Below are 18,031 nucleotides of genomic sequence, written 5' to 3' on the forward strand. Positions count from 1 at the left end.
GTCCTTCAGAATTCGTAGTCCAGTCGCAGCCCCACTTCGCGACGCTCGCCAAGTGTGGCGTTCGCGCCCGGGCCGCTCTCGTAGCGGAAGTAGTTCTTGTCGAACAGGTTGTTCACATACGCGGTCACCCGCACGCCCTGGCGCCAGCCATAACCCAACGTCGCGTCCACGATGGTGTAGTCGTCGAGCTTGACGGGACGCGGCACCCCGGTTTCCAGACGCGAGAGACGCGAACTCGTGTAGCGTGCGTTGCCGCTCGCATACCAGCCCACGGCATGACCCCAGCGAAAGCCCAGTGCGAGCGTGGTCTGCGGTGCGCCCGCGAAGGCCAGGCCAGAGAAGTCGTCCTGTCCCGTGCGGAAATCCTTGAAGCGTGTGTGCAGCAGGCCCAGGCCTGCGTAGACATCGAGCCGGCGCGTCGCCGCGTAGCTCGCCTCGAATTCCGCTCCCCGCGACACGGATCGTCCGGCGTTGGTCACGTAGCTGCTGGCCGCGTCCAGCCGCTCGGCGCGCAGCTCCACCTGCTGGCGATTCCAGCGCTGATAGAACACGCTGGCGGCCAGATTCAGGCGTTCGTCGAGGAACTGCCCGCGCCACGACAGTTCGAGATTCTTCGCGCGTTCGTCGTCGTACTCGAACTGCCGGCCGGTGGAAGCCTGGATGCCCGCGCCGCCGGGCCGGTAGCCTTCCTGATAGACCAGGGCCGCGCGCTGCGTGCCGCCGGCAAAGCTGCGCTCCAGGCCGAGCTTGGGCAGGAACACCGTGGCGTTCACCGAGGACTGGTTGTCGGAGGTGACCGCACCGTTGACGGAGTAGAAGGCGCTCTGCCGTTGCCGGACGTGATCGACGCGACCGCCAGCCAGCACGCGCCAAGCCGGTGCGAATGCATAAGAGGCTTCGCCGAATGCCGCCAGATTGGTGACGCGTGCCTGATTGCGGCTGCGATCGACGGACAGCAACTGCTGATTGCGGAACGCACCCTGGCGCTCCTGTGCGCCGTAGAGGCCCGCCACGGCGCGCCAGCGGCCGGCCTCGTAGTTGGCCCGCAATTCCTGCGTGAACAGTTTCTGGTCGAACTCGCCTGCCACCGCAAGGAATTCGCCGGGCATGCCTTCGTTGATCGAATGACGTTCGGTCAGCGACCGCGTCCAGCCTGTCTGGGACGTGAGGGTGAGCGCATTGGACACGACATGGGTGAGCTCCAGACCGACGTTATCGACCGTGGTGCTGCGCACTTCCTGGAAGGCGGGCAATTCGTTCAGGCCCAGACCGAAGCGGTACATGTCCGGCAGGATGTCGCCCCAGGCATCGCCTCGGCGCGCGTCATAGCCGGGCGCGTTGGACGACCAGCCCGAGCCCACGATGCTGTGCTGGCCTGGCCGGTCAAAAGATCTGGCATAGCTCAGCAGGACACGGGTGTCCTGGGCACCCGTGGGCAGCCACAGCAGCTTGCCGCGCAGCGTATGGTATTCGTCCTTGGTGAAGTCCCCATATCGGTCGAAGCGGCGGTAGGAGGGATAGGCCAGGTCCGATTCCTTCTGCGACCACTCCCCGCTCACCCGGAACGCGAGCGTCTCGCTGATGGCATCGCCGTAGGCCAGCCCCATCTGCCGGCGCTGGTCCTGGCCCAGCGTGACCTGGGCCCGTCCCGAGCGCGAGAACGTGGGGTCGGCCGTGCGCAGGTAGATGGCACCAGCCAGGGCGTTGCGCCCGGCCAGCGTGGATTGTGGGCCACGATAGATCTCGATCTGCTCGGCGTCGAACGTGCCGCGCGCGCCGCGACGCGTGCCTTCCACCGTCTGCTGCACCCCATCCACGTAGAACGAGGCCAGCGGCGCGCCGATACCCCCGGGGGTCAGGCCTTCGGCGTTGATGCCACGGATGACGAATCCGCTCTCGACGAAGTCGCCCGTCTCGACGTTGACCGTCTGCCGAAAGGCGTCGCGCCAGGCATGCACCGTAGGCGCATCCAGCGCATCGGGGCCCACGACAGCCACGCTGCTGTTGCTGTCCTGCAGGCTCGTGGTGCTGCGGTCACCGTAGATGCGGACTTCGCCCAACTGTGGCACCGCGGCGGGTGGGGCGGGCTGTGCATGGGCTGGGCCTGCCGCGAGCAAGGCCCCCGTCAGGGCTGACGGGAGACCCGTTCGAACACGTATGGACATATTGAGAATGATTATTGTTGAGATTATTACTCATGATCACAACAATGCATCCATCTGTCAATGCTCGGCCGTCGCCGCCAACTGCGCGTCTGCCCATCGCCCATAGAGCGTCAGACCCATGCGCTGCGCATGCGCGCTGGCTTCGCGCCACGTGAGTCGAGCAAGCCGCGATCAACCCGCGTGCGAGTAGCGAGCAGAGGGAAGCCTCCAACGCAGGCATGCCCGCCGCCGCCGGGCGGCGTCGTGTCCCCCTCGTGCCCTCGCTTATAATCCGGGCTTGCTCCGGGGTGTGTCCAGCCGGCCGGCGGACGCTGAGATGATGCACTCGAACCCGTGAACTTGACTCGGATCATGCCGACGTAAGGAGAGCTCGCTGCCGTGCCCCGGGGCCCAGCCCCGGCATGGCATCCGCCCACGACGGGCGGCGTTCCTTGCGGCATCCCGAGCCTGCCGGCGGCCGCCGGCGCCACCGAGGATGCGGCTAGCGTGACCACCGACGACGTGTACGTCCAGGCAGAAGCCCTGCGCGAGGACCTGTTCGACTTTCTGCGTCGCTCGCCGGCGGACGATGCCGCCTTCGACGCGCTGGCGCTGCGCCTCTTCGCGCATCAGTTCCGCTTCAACACCGCGTTCAATCGCTACTGCGTGCAGCAGGGCCGCACGCCTCGTACCGTACGCCAATGGCAGGACATTCCCGCCGTCCCCATCGACGCCTTCAAGGACAGCACGCTCTCCTGCTTGCCGGCGGACACCTGCGCGCGCACCTTCATGACCAGCGGCACCACGCGCGCCGAGGTGCGCGGTCGGCACTACCACCCAGACCTGCGCCTGTACGACGCGTCGATGACGGCGAATTTCGCGCAGCGCTTCATGCGCGGGGCGCCCAGCATTCGCATGGCAGTGCTCTTTCCGGACGAGACCCTGCTGCCGAACTCGTCGCTCGCGCACTATCTTGCGCTGGCGCACGCCACGTTCGGGACGGCCGACAGCGCGTACGTCATGGACGCCAACGGCCTGGACGTGCCCGCCCTCATCGACATGCTGGCGCACGCCGAACGCAGCGGTGAGCCGCTTGCCCTGCTGGGGGCGAGCTACAGCCTCGTGCATGCGCTCGACGCGCTGGGCGAACGCCGCTTTGCCCTGCCCGCTGGCAGCCGCATTCTCGATACGGGCGGCTTCAAGGGTCAGTCGCGCGAGTTGTCTGCGCCCGACTTCTATGCCGCGCTGGGCACGGCCTTCGGCGTCGCGCCGGCGGACTGCATCAACATGTATGGCATGACCGAGCTCAGCACCCAGTTCTACGACGAGGGCAACGCCACGCTGCCCGCCGTCAAATCCGGCCCCGCCTGGATCCGCACTCGCGTGATCGATCCCTTGACCGGGGCCGACGTGCCCGATGGCGAACGCGGCGTGCTGGCGCACACGGACCTGTGCAACATCAACTCGGTGGTCACCATCCTGACCGAGGACGTCGGCGAGCGCGTGCCCGGCGGCTTTCTGCTGCACGGCCGCGCGCAGGGTGCTGACGCCAAAGGCTGCTCGCTCGTGGTCGACGCCTTCCTGCGCGCAGTCAACGCATGAGCGAGCGCGAGCCGCCCGCCGCAGCGACGGCACCGGCAGCCAGCCCGCTCGTCGGCTATCTCCCGCCGGGCATCGAGCCGGTGCCCCCCATCACGCGCACCTTCACCGCGCATGCGCAGACCGTGACGCTGGCGCTGCCGCTCGCCGATGCCGCGCACGTCGAGGCCGTCACGCAGGCCGTGAGGTCAGCCGCGCGTCGTGTCTTTGCCGATCTGCCGGTGCTGGCCGTGGTGGATGCCGTTGATCGCACCGTGGCCCGCATGCTCGACCCCGCGGATCCGGCACGCCAGCAGGCCGAGCGCATCCTGCCCGTCATCACCGGTTTCGATCCGGCTATGGTCCAACAGGGCCTGACGGCCGCCCTCGCGGGCTTTCGCCGCCCACAGCTGCTGCGCTGGCTCGCCGAGGAATTCGGCGATGCGGGAGTGCTCGACGACTTTCGCCCCCGGCCCCGAGGTGGCTGGTCGCGCGCCTACGGCGCTCATCTGCTCGGCCATGTCTGGGCCGGCAACGTACCCGGCATTCCGCTGTGGAGCCTCATCAGCGGGCTGCTCACCAAGGCCGGCAGCGTGGGCAAGGTGGCGAGCGACGAGCCCTGGCTCGCAGGTTGGTTCGCCCGCACGCTGGCCGAGGTCGAGCCGCGCCTGGCCGGGGCGATCGCCATCCTGTGGTGGCCGGGCGAAGACACCGCCCCCAGCCGCGCCCTGGCCCAGGCGAGCGAGGTGTTGGTGGTCTATGGCGGCGACCCGGCCTTGCAGGCCTGGCATGCGCACGCCCCCGCGTCGACCCGCCTGGTGGCGCATGGCCATCGCGTGAGCGCCGCTCTCGTCGCCCGCGAGGTGCTCGACACCCGCCAGGCCCAGGCCGCCGCGCGCCAGGCCGCGCTGGACGTGGCCCGCTGGGATCAGCAGGGGTGCTACTCGCCCCAGATGATCTACGTGGAGGACGGCGGACAGGTCACGCCGAGAGATTTCGCGGCCTTGCTGGCCGGCGAACTGGCGGCCGTGGCACACCGCTTCGCGCGCCGCACGCTCACGCTGGCGCAGTCGCAGGCCTTTGCACGCTGGCGCCAGACGCTGGCCCGACACGTCCTCGCCAACGACGCGGTGCACCTCTTGGGCACTGCCGATGCGCCGTGGGGCGTGGCCTACCTGGCCGATGCCACCCTGGCTCCGCAGTGTGCGCTGAACCGGTCGATCTGCGTGATCGCCGTCCCTGCGCTGGACGCCGCGGTGTCGGCACTCGCACCGCTGGGCGCCGTGCTCCAGACGGCGGCGCTGGCCGCGCCGCCCGCCCGGTTGTTCGCCCTGTCGGGCGCGCTCGGTGCTGCCGGCGTCACCCGGATCTGCGCGCTGGGCCACGCCGCGTTGCCCGAGGTGGGCTGGCATCCCGATGGCCGCTTCAGCCTGCTCGATCTGGTTCGCATGGTGGACCTCGAAGCCGGTGCGGAACAGGCGGCCGACGCCTACACCGTGCATCGGGACTAGCCATGGCCGACGCACCCTTGCTGCGCCTGGCGGGCGTGCGCTTTGGCTACCCCGGCGCACCGCCCGTGGTGGACGGCATCGACTGGGACGTGCCCTCCGGGGCTTTTCACTGCTTCGTTGGACGCAGCGGCTGCGGCAAGTCGACGCTGCTGCGCCTGGCCGCCGGGCTGTTGCGCCCGCACGACGGCACCATCACCTTGGCGGGCCACGCCGTGCAAGGCCCTGACCGCGAGGCGGCCTTCGTGTTCCAGCGCCCCACCCTGCTCGATTGGCACACCGTGCGGGACAACGTGCTGCTGCCCGTGACCCTGCGGGGCCGCGCCAGCCCCGCGGATCAGGCGCGCGCAGGCGAACTCATCCATGCGCTCGGCCTCGATGGCCTGGCAGAACGCTATCCGCATCAGTTGTCGGGCGGCCAGCAAAGTCGCGTCGCCATCGCGCGCGCCCTGCTGCCACGCCCGGCCCTGCTGCTCATGGACGAGCCTTTCGCCGCCGTCGACACGCTCACCCGCGAGTCCTTGCACGACGTGCTGCTGGCCGCCTGCCGGGCCGAGGGCACGGCCGTCCTCTTCGTCACGCACGATCTTGCCGAAGCCGTGTATCTGGGCGATCGCGTGGCCGTGATGCGAGCGGGCCGACTTGCCCAGGCACAGGACATCGCCCTGCCCCGCCCGCGCACGCCCGCCCTGCGCGAACACCCGATCTTCCAGGCCGCGTGCGCACAACTGCGCCAGGCGATGCAGGCGGCGACATGAATCCGGCGCCCACACCCAACGCCATCGAGACGCGACCGTGCCGGGAGCCGCGCGGCGTCACGACGGGCATCGCACGCCAACGTGATCGGCTGCAGGAGGCCCGGCGATGACGTCCCGCCCGTCTTCCCGCGCCCCCTTGTCCACGACAGCGCACGAAGCCCCGGCGCGGGCCTGGGCGCTCGTGTTGCTCGTCATCGTTCTGCTCGCGTGGGAAGCCGCGGCGCGCTGGCAGGATTGGTCAGCCCTCGTCCTGCCCGCGCCGTCGGTGGTGGGTGGCGCCCTGTGGCGCGGCCTCGCCTCCGGCTACTTCTGGCCTCACCTGTGGCAAACCACCCTGGAGGTGCTCCTCGGCCTGGCGGTGGGCGGCACGCTGGGCTTCGCCCTGGGCCTGCTGCTGGCCGAGTCGGCCTTCCTGCACCGGCTCGCCATGCCTTACGTCGTGGCCAGCCAAGTCGTGCCCAAGCTGGCGCTCGCCCCGCTGATGACGGTGTGGCTGGGCTTTGGCACGGCGCCCATGGTGGCCATCACCGCGCTCGTCTGCTTCTTTCCGCTGCTGGAGAACACGCTCACGGGCATCGGTCAGACAGATCCCGATCGCCGCGAACTCTTTCGCATGCTGGGCGCCACGCGCTGGCAGACGCTCTGGCGCCTGAAGGTGCGCAGCGGCCTGCCGGCCATCCTGGCGGGCCTGCGCATGGCCGTCGTCCTCGCCCTGGTGGGCGCGGTGGTGGGGGAATTCATCGGCGCGAGCCGCGGGCTTGGCGCGCTCATCATCGCGGCCCAGGGCTCTATGGACACCCCCCTCATGTTCGCCGTGCTCGTGCTCATCACCGTGCTCGGCCTCGTGCTCTATGGCGCCACCACCGCGCTGCAGCGCTGGTTGCTGCGCTCCTACACCCGTTCCCTCCCTGGAGACCCCGCGCCATGAGACGCGACTTCCTGCGCCGCGCCGCCGGCGCCACGCTCGCCAGCCTTGCCCTGCCCCACCTCGCGCGGGCGGGCACGACGCCACGCCCCCTGCGCCTGGCGGGCTGGAGCAAGCCCATCACGGAGATCATCAATCTCCTCGCCGAAGACGATCTCGGTTTTTTCCACGTCAACGGCCTCGCGCTGACCTACCTGCCTGGCGCCGGGGGCGGGGATGCGATCCGCAACCTGCTCTCGGGCCAGGCAGACGTGGCCTTCACCGACCCGGGCTCGTTCTTCTCCGCCCTCGACAAAGGCGAGCGCCTGCGCGCCATCTACGACGTCTACCCGCAGAACGTCTTCAACGTGGTGAGCCTGCCGGGCAGCGGCATCACCACACCCGCCGATCTCAAAGGCAAGCGCATCGGCGTCTACAGCCTCGCAAGCGGCACGCGCCTGAACCTGCAGTTGCTGCTGCAGGAGGCTGGGCTTTCGGAGTCGGACGTCGAGATCATCGTGACGGGCGTGCTCAACTTCGTGCCGCTGATGCAGGGCCGTGTGGACGCCACGGCGGCCACCGACACGGGTCTGGCGGTCGCGCGCCGCCGCGGTCTGAAGGACCCACGCATCATCCAGGTCGCAGATCACCTGAACTACTCGAGCGACATCCTCGTCGTGCGCGAGGCGTTCTACCGCGAATCGCCCGACGTGCTGCGCAAGGTGGTGTCCGCCTTCCGCGAGAGCGTGGAGTGGATGGTGCGAGATCCGCAGGACGCCGCCCAGCGCGCCGTGCGCCTGGCCATCGATGGCCAGGACGTGGCGCTCAACCGCGAGATCATCGACCTGCGCGTGCGCGCCAGCCAGTCGCCGCTCACAGCGCGCGAAGGGCTGGGTACCCTGGACGCCGCATCCCTTCAGACCGCCGCTGACGCCTATCATCGACTCGGCCTGATCACGCGACCGATCACGATCACAGACGTCATTGCGCCCGAACTGATCCAGGACTGACCGGAGACTCGCCATGGACTTTCGCGACAAGGTGATTCTCGTGACAGGCGCGAGCCGCGGGATCGGCGCGGCACTGGCAGAAGCGTTTGCCCGCGAGGGCGGCACGGTGGCCGCGAACTATCGCCAGGACAGCGCCGCTGCCGAGGCCACCGTGGCGCGCTGCCATGCCGCAGGCGGCAGCGCCTGGGCCGTGCAGGCCGATGTCACCGACAAGGCCGCCGTCGATGCCATGATCGCCGGCGTGCTGGCCGAAACCGGCCGGCTCGACGTCATCGTCAACAACGCGTTCGCGCCCTACCGCTTCGATCCCGACACCCGCGCACGTGTCGGCGACTTGCCGTGGTCGGCCTACCAGGCGCAGTTCGACGGTGCGGTGCGCAGCTGCCACCACGTCTGCCACGCCGCGTTGCCGCACCTGCGCGAGCGCGCGAGCGGCAGCATCGTGAATCTGCTCACGGACCTCGTCGAACAGCCGGTCGTTCCCTATGCGGAGTACGCCACGGCCAAGGCGGCGCTCGCGGGCTTCACGCGTCAGCTCGCCGCCGACCTCGGCCCGCATGGCATCCGCGTCAATGGGGTGGCCCCCGGTCTCGTGTGGCCAACCGACGCGAGCCGCGCCACGCGCGCCAGCGTGCGCGAAGCCATCGCGTCCCAGACGCCGTTGCGGCGCATTGCCAACCCGCAGGATGTCGCCGGGCCCGTGCTCTTTCTCGCCTCGGACTGGGCGCGTTTCGTGACGGGTCAGATCGTTGTCGTGGACGGCGGGCTCGTCATGCGCTGATCGCAAGGCGGTGTCGTGCGCACCCGCCGCCGTCGCACGGAACCCGAGGCACGCCCGGAGGTAGAATCGGATTTTGTCTCTTCGCCGCCGGGCGTGCTTCGCGCGCCTCACGCCATGACCCAGACTTCGCATCTCACGCAACTGGGCACGCAGATCGCCGCCGCCACCTCCCCCGAGGCTGCCGTGCTGGAACGCGTGCCGAACCCGCACCCCGACACCGCCTACGTGGCCCGGTTCACCGCACCGGAATTCACCTCGCTGTGCCCGGTCACCGGCCAGCCCGATTTCGCCCATCTCGTCATCGACTACGTGCCGCAGGACTGGCTCGTCGAATCCAAGTCCCTCAAGCTCTTCCTGACCGCCTTTCGCAACCACGGCGCATTCCATGAGGATTGCACCGTCGGCATCGGTCGTCGCCTGGCCGACCTGCTCGAGCCGCGCTGGCTGCGCATCGCGGGCTACTGGTATCCACGCGGCGGCATCCCGATCGACGTGTTCTGGCAGACGGCCGAACCCCCGGCAGGCATCTGGCTGCCGGACACCGGCGTCGCCTCGTACCGCGGCCGCGGCTAGGACAACGCCATGGACAGCTCCGTCAAAGCGGCGCTCGTGCGCTGGCCCGATGTGCCGGCGGCCTTTGGCTGGCTCTCGCTCGATGCGCGCGGCCAGTGGCATCTGCATGAAGACGGCGCGGCCGCGAGCGGTGGCGTCGGCGCGCCGATCACCAGTCCCCAGATCATTGCCTTCATCCACCGCAACTACGAACACGACGATGCCGGGCGCTGGTTCTTCCAGAACGGCCGCAGCGGGTCTACGTGCGACTGGATGCCGCGCCTTACGTATTGCGCCTTGCCGAGACGGGGGATGGTCTCGTCACGCATACCGGCCTGACAGTGGGTGCGGTGCGCAGCTGGTGCCTGGCGGACGGCGAGGCCCTCTTCGCCGACACTGATGTGGGCCCTGGGATCATCGAGGATCGCGATCTTGCCGCAGTGCTCGACACGCTGCGCACGCCGGACGGCATGTCGCTCGCCGAGTGGCTGTCGGCAGGTGACGCTCGCACCGAACCCTTGCCTGCCGCGCTCAGCTGGCCGGGGCTGGGCGAAGCCCGTCTTTTCGAAGCCGCACGCTCGCACGTCGCTTCGGAACTCGGTTTCGAGTCGAACCCCGCGAGCGCCTGACGTCGCCGGCTCGACCGCGGCGAGAGGCGTGGTACGCCGGGAACATCACTGAGAGGATTCCCCCAGAAGCCGCTTGACACCGCCGGGGTGCGGCGCGATAGTTAGAGAGCATTCCCCCACTTCAAGGAAATCCAGATGGCAACCGGCGTGGTCAAGTGGTTCAACGCAGAAAAGGGATACGGTTTCATTACCCCGGATGACGGCGGCAAGGATTTGTTTGCCCATTTCTCCGAAATCCGTAACGTGCAGGGCTACAAGACCCTCGCCGAAAACCAGAAAGTGAGCTACGAGCCTGCCCAGGGTGCGAAGGGCCCCCAGGCGACCAACATCACGCCGCTTTGATCTCTGCGTTTCTGTAGTCTTCGCGCCGCCCGGCTTCCTGCCTGGCGGCGCGTTCTTTGTGACGTGTCGCCTCAGTCCTGGCGGCGGCGCGACACGGACGAGCACGCGGCCGGCCCCGATGCAGGTACGTCGCTTGCTCGCGCTGCCCCACCCGATCGCACCACCCCGGCGCGGCACGGGCTCCTGTCCTGAGCTGCATCATGAACGATATCTTGCTACAGATCGGCACCACGATCCGGGCCGAATTTCAGGACTTGCAGAACGTCAGCGAATACACCCGCATCGTCATCCGCCTGAGCATGGCGGTGCTGCTGGGCGGCCTGCTGGGCTATGAACGCGAATCCCACGGCAAGTCGGCCGGATTGCGGACCCACATGCTCGTCGCCCTGGGTGCCGCAATGTTCGTGCTGGTGCCGTTGCAGGCGGGCATGTCGATCAATGATTCCAGCCGTGTGCTCCAGGGCATCATTGCCGGGATCGGTTTCCTGGGGGCCGGTGCCATCATGAAGTCGCGGGGCGATGGCCGCATCCATGGACTCACCACCGCGGCCAGCATCTGGCTCACGGCGTCGGTCGGCATCGCCGCCGGCATGGGGCGCGAAAGCACGGCGGTGATCACCACCCTCTTCGCCCTCTTCATCCTGAGCGTGCTCAAACGCTTCAGCCGCGAGCTGGAGCCCGACGTCGAACGCGCGGAACGCGAGCGGGCCGCGGCCAACGAGCGTCAGCGGTCCGGCAAAGATCCGATGGCCGACGAGAACAACGGCGTGGGGCCAGGCCAGGACGCGTCGAACTGACGCAAGCCGCAACACGCCAGCCGGCAAGACGCCGCGGCCGCTAGAGCACCGGCGAGAACAAGCGCGCGAATGCGTCACCGAAGCGCCGCCACAGCGGGGCCTTGCGTTTTTCCGGCACCCGCTGCGCATGACGCAGGTCCGCGAGAAACGCGTCCGCCAGGTCTTGCGCGAGCTTGGGGCCATAGGCCAGCGCGCAGACTTCGTAATTGAGCCGGAAGCTGCGATTGTCGAAGTTGGCCGTGCCGACGAAGCTGCAGTCGTCGTCCACCAGCAGCGTCTTCGAGTGAAGCATGCGCCCGCGGAATTCCCACACCTTCACGCCCGCCGCGATCATCTCGTCGTAGTACGAACGCGCCGCCGCGCTCACGATGCGCGAATCCGCACGCTCGGGCACCAGCACGCGCACGTCCACGCCGCGCAGCGCGGCCGATGTCAGCGCCATGACGGCAGGCTGGGTGGGCACGAAATACGGCGTGGTGAGCCACGCACGTCGGCGCGCCATGTTGATCGCAGCCACCTGCGCGCGATGGATGGACTCGCGCTCGTCGTTGGGCCCCGAATGCAGGATCTGGACGTAATGCTCGCCTGGCGACATCTCTGGCAGCAGCTGTGCGGTGACGTCCACCGGGGTCTTGCCGCGGCTCTCGTCCGCCGTATAGAACCAGTCTTCCAGGAACACCATCTGCAGCCAGCGCACCGCCCCACCTTCGATGCGAAGGTGCACGTCATGGTAGGCCGCCGGGTTCACCCGTTCGTCCTGGTCATCCGTGACGTTCAGCCCACCCACGAAGCCCACGTTGCCGTCACACACCACGATCTTGCGATGCGTGCGGAAATTGATCACCGGACGAAACCGCCGACCAATGCGCGTGTCATGGAAGAAAGCGAGCTCGCCACCGGCATCGGTGAGGGGACGAAAGAACCGCCGGCCCGCGGTGACCGAGCCCAGTGCGTCGATCAGAAGGCGCACCTTCACGCCCGCCTTCGCCTTGGTCACGAGCAAGTCGCGCAACGCCGTGCCGATGCGGTCCGTCGCGAAGATGTAGTACTCCAGATGGACGTGATGCCGGGCCGCCTGAATGGCCGCGAAGATCGCATCGAACGTCTGCGCACCGTCCACCAGCAACCGCACGTCGTGGGCGGTAGACAAGGGATTGTCGCAGGTCATGTAGGCGAGGCGCGCCATCTGCTGCGTGCGCCAAGGCGCATCAGCCACATGCTCTCGGGCCTGGGCGGCCTCAGCCTGTGCCGCGATCGCTGCCCGGCTGCGTAGCCGGCGAAGCCGCACGCGCTTCAAGCGCTGCGGTCCGAAGAAGTAATAGATGAGATAGCCCAGAACGGGCAACAACGCGAGCGACAGCAACCACGCCACCGTGGTGGCGGGGGAGCGTCGCTGAAGAATGATCCATAGTGCCAGCCCAGCCAGGTACATGGCCCAGCCGACACCCAGAATCGTGTGCCAGGCGAGATCGCTCAGCACGCCTGCCGCCCCGTGCGGGGTCAGCGGGCCGGGATCACCCGCGTGGGGCCAGAGCCACTCACGATCTGCACGCGCTGGCCGACCTGGATCGGGATGTCGGCCTCTTGCGCGACGACACGCGTCTCACCGTTGTCCAGGCGCACGGTGATCTCGTAGCCTGCCTGACGCTGCACGCCACGCTCGACACTCGTGCCTGCCAGCGCGCCGCCGAGGCCACCCAGCACCGTGGCGATCGTGCGGCCGGTGCCGCCACCGATCTGGTTACCCGCCAGCCCGCCGATGGCCGCGCCGGCGATCGTGCCGGCACCCGTCGTCTGCTCGGGTTGGATGGTGATGTTGCGCACGTTCAGCACCGTACCATTGCGCGAGATTTGCTCGCGCTGGGCTTGGCCGTAACTGTAGACGTTGCCCGAAGCGCTCGGGGTGGCGCAGCCGGCCAGCGTGGCGGCGGCGACCAGGGCACCGACGGCGGCCATGGCACGCAGGCCAGGGGCACGACGCGGGGACGAACGGGGGTGAGCTGCCATGATGCAATCCTCTTGCACTGTCGAGATGCCCGATCATAACGGGTTCGGCGACCACGTCTGTAACCGGTTGGGAGCAAGCCTTTCAGCGAAAAGCGTGCCCACGGGCTGGACCGTACAATGCGCCCCATGGATTCGATCACACAGGCGGTACTGGGCGCAGGTCTGCAAGGCGCCATTCTCGGCCGTTCCCAAGGCCGGCGCGCCATTCTGTATGGCGCGGCCCTGGCCACCCTGCCGGATCTGGACGTGTTCGTGCGCTATGCGGACCCGGTCTCCTCCATGACGTTTCACCGCGGCTTCAGCCATTCGCTCTTCATCCTGACCGCGCTTTCGATCGCGATGACGCTGGTCATCCGACGACTCTTCCCCAAGGCGGACTACAGCGCGAGGCGATTATGGCTCACGCTCTGGCTGGTTCTCGTCACCCATCCCCTGCTGGATGCCCTCACTGCCTACGGCACGCAACTCTGGTGGCCGCTCACGCCCACGCCCACGGCCTGGTCGAGCCTCTTCATCGTGGATCCGGTGTTCACGATCCCGCTGGTGCTCACGACCGTGGCAGCGCTTATCCTGGGCATCGGCGCTCGCATGACGCGCTGGCTGCGCGGCGCCCTCGTCTTCTGCGCGCTCTACATCGCGTTCTCGCTCGTGGGCAAGACGATCGTCGAGCAGCGCGTGACCCAGGCGCTGCGCCAGGATGGCATCGAGGCCACGCAAGTGTTCTCCACCCCCGCGCCGTTGAACACCCTCCTCTGGCGCGTCATCGCCAAGGACGGCAGCGGCGATTACCACGAGAGCTTCGTCAGCCTCTTCGATCGTCAGGCGCCTGACTTGACGCGGCTACCGCTGCAGCAGCCGCTCGCCGCGCTGCTGGGCGACGCCCCCGAGCACGCCCGGCTGCAGTGGTTCACGGACAACTGGCTGCGCTACGACGTCGCGGGCGACACGCTCGTCGTCACCGACCTGCGCATGGGCATGGCCGGCCACCACTTCTTCCGCTTTGCCATGGCCGAACGCCGTGATGGCCAATGGCACGTCATCGTGCCGCGCAACTGGCCAGGTCTTCGTGGCGGCGAGCCCGAACTGCGGCTGCTCTTGTCGCGCATCCTGGACGAGTCCGTCGTGATCCCGTTGGCGCAATGGGATGCGTTCATGACGGACGTGCGCTAGACCGATGCGCAGAGGCCGCCGGCGCGCAGCTGCCTGACCCACCTCACGCCGACGCCGGGATCACCAAAAAATGCCCACCTCTCGGTGGGCATTTTCACGCCTGGGCAGCGACTCACACGGCCAGTTCAGGCTCCGACGGAACGTCACCTTCCTGACGGGTGGCCTTGCCCGACTTCACGGACTTGGCTCGCCCCTTGGGCGGCTTGGGTGCGACGGGACCACTGCCCGGCGAACCACCCCCGCCTCCACCGCTGGAGGCTTCGAACGCCAGCTGAATCTCGCCCGCGTCGTCCACGTCCACCGTGACCCGGCCACCATCCACCAGCTTGCCGAACAGAAGCTCGTCGGCCAGCGCACGACGAATGGTGTCCTGGATCAGCCGATGCATGGGGCGTGCGCCCATGAGCGGATCGAAACCCTTCTTCGCGAGATGCTGGCGCAGCGCATCCGTGAAGATGGCTTCCACCCGCTTCTCGTGGAGCTGCTCCTCGAGCTGCATGAGGAACTTGTCCACCACCCGCAGAATGATCTGCTCGTCCAGCGAGGCGAACGGGATGATCGCATCGAGACGGTTGCGGAACTCCGGCGTGAACATGCGGCGGATGTCGCCCATCTCATCGCCCGCGGCGCGGCTATTCGAGAACCCGATGGACCGACGGTTCAGGTTCTCTGCCCCCGCATTGGTCGTCATGATCAGGATGACGTTGCGGAAGTCGGCCTTGCGCCCGTTGTTGTCCGTCAGCGTGCCGTGGTCCATGACCTGCAGCAGGATGTTGAACACATCCGGGTGCGCCTTCTCGATCTCGTCGAGCAGCAGCACGCAGTGCGGCTTCTTGGCGATCGCCTCGGTTAGCAGACCGCCCTGGTCGAACCCGACATACCCCGGCGGCGCGCCGATGAGGCGCGACACCGCGTGACGCTCCATGTACTCGGACATGTCGAAGCGCAGCAGCTCGATGCCGAGCGTGAAGGCCAGCTGACGCGCGACTTCCGTCTTGCCCACGCCCGTCGGGCCCGAGAAGAGAAAGGCACCAATCGGCTTTTCGGGCTTGCCCAGGCCGGACCGCGACATCTTGATCGCCGCCGACAAGGCATCGATGGCCGCGCTCTGCCCGAAGACCACGGCCTTCAGATCGCGCTCGAGCGTCGCGAGCTTGTTGCGGTCGTCCATGGACACGGACTGCGGCGGGATGCGCGCGATCTTCGAGACGATGTCTTCGATCTCGGACTTGCCGATGAGCTTCTTCTGGCGCGACTTGGGCAGGATGCGCTGCGCGGCCCCCGCTTCGTCGATCACGTCGATCGCCTTGTCCGGCAGATGACGATCATTGATGTAGCGGGCCGAGAGCTCGGCTGCGGCGGTGAGGGCCGCGGCCGAATACTTGATGCCGTGGTGATCCTCAAAGCGCGCCTTCAGCCCGCGCAGGATCTGCACGGTCTGCTCCACCGACGGCTCGTTGACCTCGATCTTCTGGAAGCGCCGCGCCAACGCGTGGTCCTTCTCGAAGACCCCACGATACTCGGCATAGGTGGTGGCACCGATGCACTTCAGCTGCCCGGACGACAAGGCCGGCTTGAGCAAATTGGATGCATCCAGCGTCCCGCCCGAAGCTGCGCCCGCGCCGATGAGCGTATGGATCTCATCGATGAAGAGCACGGCCTTCGGATTTTCCTTGAGCTGCTTGAGCACGCCCTTCAGACGTTGCTCGAAGTCGCCACGGTACTTCGTGCCGGCGAGCAGCGCGCCCATGTCGAGCGAGTAGACGCTGGTGTCCTGCAGCACGTCGGGCACGTCGCCCTCGGTGATGCGCCAGGCCAGGCCTTCGGCGATCGCCGTCTTGCCCACGCCGGCCTCACCCACGAGCAGCGGGTTGTTCTTGCGGCGGCGGCACAATACCTGGATGACGCGCTCGACTTCATGCTCGCGACCGATCAGCGGATCGATGCGCCCGGCACGGGCCGCGGCGTTGAGATTGTGCGTGAACTGCTCGAGCGGAGACGGACGCGCTTCGGCGTCTGCCGGCGCGGCGGTCTCCTTCGGGGGGGTGGCGGCTGTCATCTGTGGCTGCTTGGTGATGCCATGCGACATGTAGTTGACGACATCCAGCCGGCTCACGCCCTGCTGGTGCAGGTAGTACACCGCGTGCGAATCCTTCTCGCCGAAGATCGCGACGAGCACGTTCGCCCCGGACACTTCCTTCTTGCCACCGCCCGTGGACTGCACGTGCATGATGGCGCGCTGGATCACCCGCTGAAACCCCAGCGTGGGCTGGGTATCGGCCTCTGCACCACCCGGGATCACCGGCGTGTTGTCGTGCACGAACTGCCGCAGATTGCGGCGAAGCTCGTCGACGTTGACGACGCAGGCGCGCAGCACTTCCAGCGCGGACGCGTTGTCGAGCAAGGCGAGCAGCAGGTGCTCGACCGTGATGAATTCGTGTCGGGCCTGGCGGGCCTCGACGAAAGCCATATGCAGGCTAACTTCCAATTCCTGGGAAATCACGCTTCCTCCATGACGCATTGAAGCGGATGCTGTTGTTCCCGCGCGAAGCGGCTGACTTGCACCACTTTGGTGTTGGCGACGTCGTACGTGTACACCCCGCAAACCCCCTTTCCCTCATGATGCACCTTGAGCATGACCTGGACGGCCTGTTCATGCCCCAGGGCAAAGAAGCGTTGCAGCACCAGCACGACGAACTCCATGGGGGTGAAATCGTCGTTGAGCAGCACCACCTGCCACATTGGTGGTTGCTTGGCGGCAGTCTTGCTTTCCTGCGCCAGTTCCGGTGTCGTTTCGAGCCCTGTACCCATGCACCTATTCTATCCACATTTGCGAAGGCGCCCCGCAAAAAACCGTAAGCCCTGTAGGCCCTATGTGGCACTGCACCAGTGGTTTTCAAGCCCCGTCGACGACACCGGATTGAGGCGAGCGCAGAGCGCCGCTTGCATCGCGCGCCAGACTGTATGAAAATACAGGTGTCTTACTTCATCTTCTCGTCATGATCCGGCTCACCGCTAGGCAGCAGCAAATCCTCGATCTGATTCGCGACACCATCGAGCGGACGGGAATCCCACCCACGCGCGTGGAAATCGCACGCGCCTTGGGATTCAAATCGCCCAACGCGGCAGAAGATCATCTGAAGGCACTGGCGCGCAAGGGCGCGATCGAGCTGTCGGCAGGCACCTCGCGCGGCATCCGCATGACGCAGCCCGCCGCCAACGACGCCAGCCACCCCGGTGCAGCAGCGGGCCTCGTACTGCCGCTCGTCGGTCGCGTAGCGGCAGGCCACCCCATTCTCGCAGCAGAGCACGTCACTCGCCAGGTCGGTGTCGATCCATCGCTCTTCGCCGAGCGGCCCGATTACCTGCTCACGGTGCGCGGCCTGAGCATGCGGGACGCCGGCATTCTCGAAGGCGATCTGCTGGCGGTGCGCAAGGTGCAAGAGGCGCGCAATGGCCAGATCGTCGTCGCCCGCCTGGGCGACGAGGTCACCGTCAAGCGGCTCAACCGCCAAGGCTCTCGGATAGAACTCTTGCCCGAGAATCCGGATTTCCACCCCATCGTGGTCGAGGACGCAGACGGCTTTGCGCTGGAGGGCGTGGCAGTGGGCCTGATTCGGGCGCAAGGCTTGAACTGAACGGGCCCGGCGGGGCGTGAGCGCCTCCGGCCCGCGTGGGGCAGTGGTCGCCGAGGTTGGGCACCGCGGCATTTGCCGACGGCAGCCGGGGATCGCTCCCCCGCTCGGGTTTCCCGACGAGAAAGGCCCCGCATCGTGAACTGCACCCCAAAAGTTGGACACCGATCCAACCTTTGGGGTGTTTTTCATGGCGAAGTATGACGAGCAGTTCAA

15 protein-coding genes and 2 pseudogenes are annotated in these 18,031 nt (G+C 67.5%); 12 read left to right on the top strand and 5 right to left on the bottom strand.

Annotated features, from left to right (window positions below; all coding sequences use genetic code 11):
• Positions 1-5 precede the first annotated feature (5 nt).
• A complete protein-coding gene (locus IMZ29_RS16370) occupies positions 6-2,060 on the bottom strand; it encodes a TonB-dependent receptor (protein WP_216186069.1) in 2,055 nt (684 codons plus the stop codon).
• A gap of 591 nt (positions 2,061-2,651) precedes the next feature.
• On the opposite strand from IMZ29_RS16370, the gene IMZ29_RS16375 reads away from it, so the two are divergent.
• From IMZ29_RS16375 to IMZ29_RS16420, 10 genes and pseudogenes are all read left to right on the top strand, one after another.
• On the top strand, positions 2,652-3,746 hold the full coding sequence (locus tag IMZ29_RS16375; protein ID WP_371820319.1) for a LuxE/PaaK family acyltransferase: 1,095 nt from the start codon (positions 2,652-2,654) through the stop codon (positions 3,744-3,746).
• Positions 3,743-5,233, top strand: coding sequence for an acyl-CoA reductase (locus IMZ29_RS16380; RefSeq protein WP_216186071.1), 1,491 nt, complete (start codon positions 3,743-3,745; stop codon positions 5,231-5,233). The genes IMZ29_RS16375 and IMZ29_RS16380 overlap by 4 nt, the downstream gene beginning before the upstream one ends.
• A gap of 2 nt (positions 5,234-5,235) precedes the next feature.
• Entirely contained in the window at positions 5,236-5,988 is a 753-nt protein-coding gene (locus IMZ29_RS16385) for an ABC transporter ATP-binding protein (protein ID WP_216186073.1), read from the top strand.
• 106 nt (positions 5,989-6,094) lie between these two features.
• On the top strand, positions 6,095-6,916 hold the full coding sequence (locus tag IMZ29_RS16390; RefSeq protein WP_216186075.1) for an ABC transporter permease: 822 nt from the start codon (positions 6,095-6,097) through the stop codon (positions 6,914-6,916).
• The gene (locus IMZ29_RS16395; protein WP_216186077.1) at positions 6,913-7,902 is read left to right on the top strand and encodes an ABC transporter substrate-binding protein; all 990 of its coding nucleotides are present in this window, start codon (positions 6,913-6,915) and stop codon (positions 7,900-7,902) included. Before IMZ29_RS16390 ends, IMZ29_RS16395 begins: the two co-directional genes overlap by 4 nt.
• Before the next feature lie 13 nt (positions 7,903-7,915).
• The gene (locus IMZ29_RS16400) at positions 7,916-8,683 is read left to right on the top strand and encodes an SDR family oxidoreductase (protein ID WP_216186078.1); all 768 of its coding nucleotides are present in this window, start codon (positions 7,916-7,918) and stop codon (positions 8,681-8,683) included.
• A gap of 114 nt (positions 8,684-8,797) precedes the next feature.
• A complete protein-coding gene (queF, locus tag IMZ29_RS16405) occupies positions 8,798-9,256 on the top strand; it encodes a preQ(1) synthase (protein ID WP_216186080.1) in 459 nt (152 codons plus the stop codon).
• Positions 9,257-9,265: 9 nt separating this feature from the next.
• Positions 9,266-9,864, top strand: a pseudogene (locus tag IMZ29_RS16410) (DUF2946 family protein).
• Between the two features lie 135 nt (positions 9,865-9,999).
• A complete protein-coding gene (locus IMZ29_RS16415) occupies positions 10,000-10,206 on the top strand; it encodes a cold-shock protein (protein ID WP_216186082.1) in 207 nt (68 codons plus the stop codon).
• Positions 10,207-10,406: 200 nt separating this feature from the next.
• A complete protein-coding gene (locus tag IMZ29_RS16420) occupies positions 10,407-11,003 on the top strand; it encodes an MgtC/SapB family protein (RefSeq protein WP_216186083.1) in 597 nt (198 codons plus the stop codon).
• Positions 11,004-11,043: 40 nt separating this feature from the next.
• On the opposite strand, the gene cls is transcribed toward IMZ29_RS16420, so the two are convergent.
• Together cls and IMZ29_RS16430 are read right to left on the bottom strand one after the other, a co-directional pair.
• On the bottom strand, positions 11,044-12,483 hold the full coding sequence (gene cls / locus IMZ29_RS16425; RefSeq protein ID WP_371820318.1) for a cardiolipin synthase: 1,440 nt from the start codon (positions 12,481-12,483) through the stop codon (positions 11,044-11,046).
• A 20-nt stretch (positions 12,484-12,503) separates the two neighbouring features.
• Positions 12,504-12,959 carry an outer membrane lipoprotein gene (locus tag IMZ29_RS16430; protein WP_253207196.1) on the bottom strand — a complete coding sequence of 152 codons (456 nt, stop codon included), beginning with the start codon at positions 12,957-12,959 and terminating at the stop codon, positions 12,504-12,506.
• Between the two features lie 177 nt (positions 12,960-13,136).
• Here IMZ29_RS16430 and IMZ29_RS16435 point away from each other — a divergent pair, with 177 nt between their 5' ends.
• Positions 13,137-14,180, top strand: coding sequence for a metal-dependent hydrolase (locus IMZ29_RS16435; protein WP_216186091.1), 1,044 nt, complete (start codon positions 13,137-13,139; stop codon positions 14,178-14,180).
• Between the two features lie 256 nt (positions 14,181-14,436).
• Here IMZ29_RS16435 and clpA read toward each other — a convergent pair.
• Both clpA and clpS read right to left on the bottom strand, forming a co-directional pair.
• Positions 14,437-16,701, bottom strand: a pseudogene (gene clpA / locus IMZ29_RS16440) (ATP-dependent Clp protease ATP-binding subunit ClpA); the annotation flags it as partial.
• Positions 16,680-16,991, bottom strand: a complete 312-nt coding sequence (gene clpS, locus IMZ29_RS16445; protein ID WP_216186095.1) for an ATP-dependent Clp protease adapter ClpS — start codon at positions 16,989-16,991, stop codon at positions 16,680-16,682. The pseudogene clpA and the gene clpS, both read right to left, overlap by 22 nt.
• Positions 16,992-17,179: 188 nt before the next feature.
• Between clpS and lexA the strand changes: the two genes are divergently transcribed.
• Positions 17,180-17,818 (top strand): transcriptional repressor LexA, encoded by a 639-nt coding sequence (lexA, locus tag IMZ29_RS16450; RefSeq protein WP_216186097.1) that lies wholly within the window; start codon positions 17,180-17,182, stop codon positions 17,816-17,818.
• Positions 17,819-18,031: the final 213 nt, after the last annotated feature.

It is taken from the genome of Verticiella alkaliphila (assembly GCF_018904615.1).
GTDB lineage: Bacteria > Pseudomonadota > Gammaproteobacteria > Burkholderiales > Burkholderiaceae_B > Verticiella > Verticiella alkaliphila.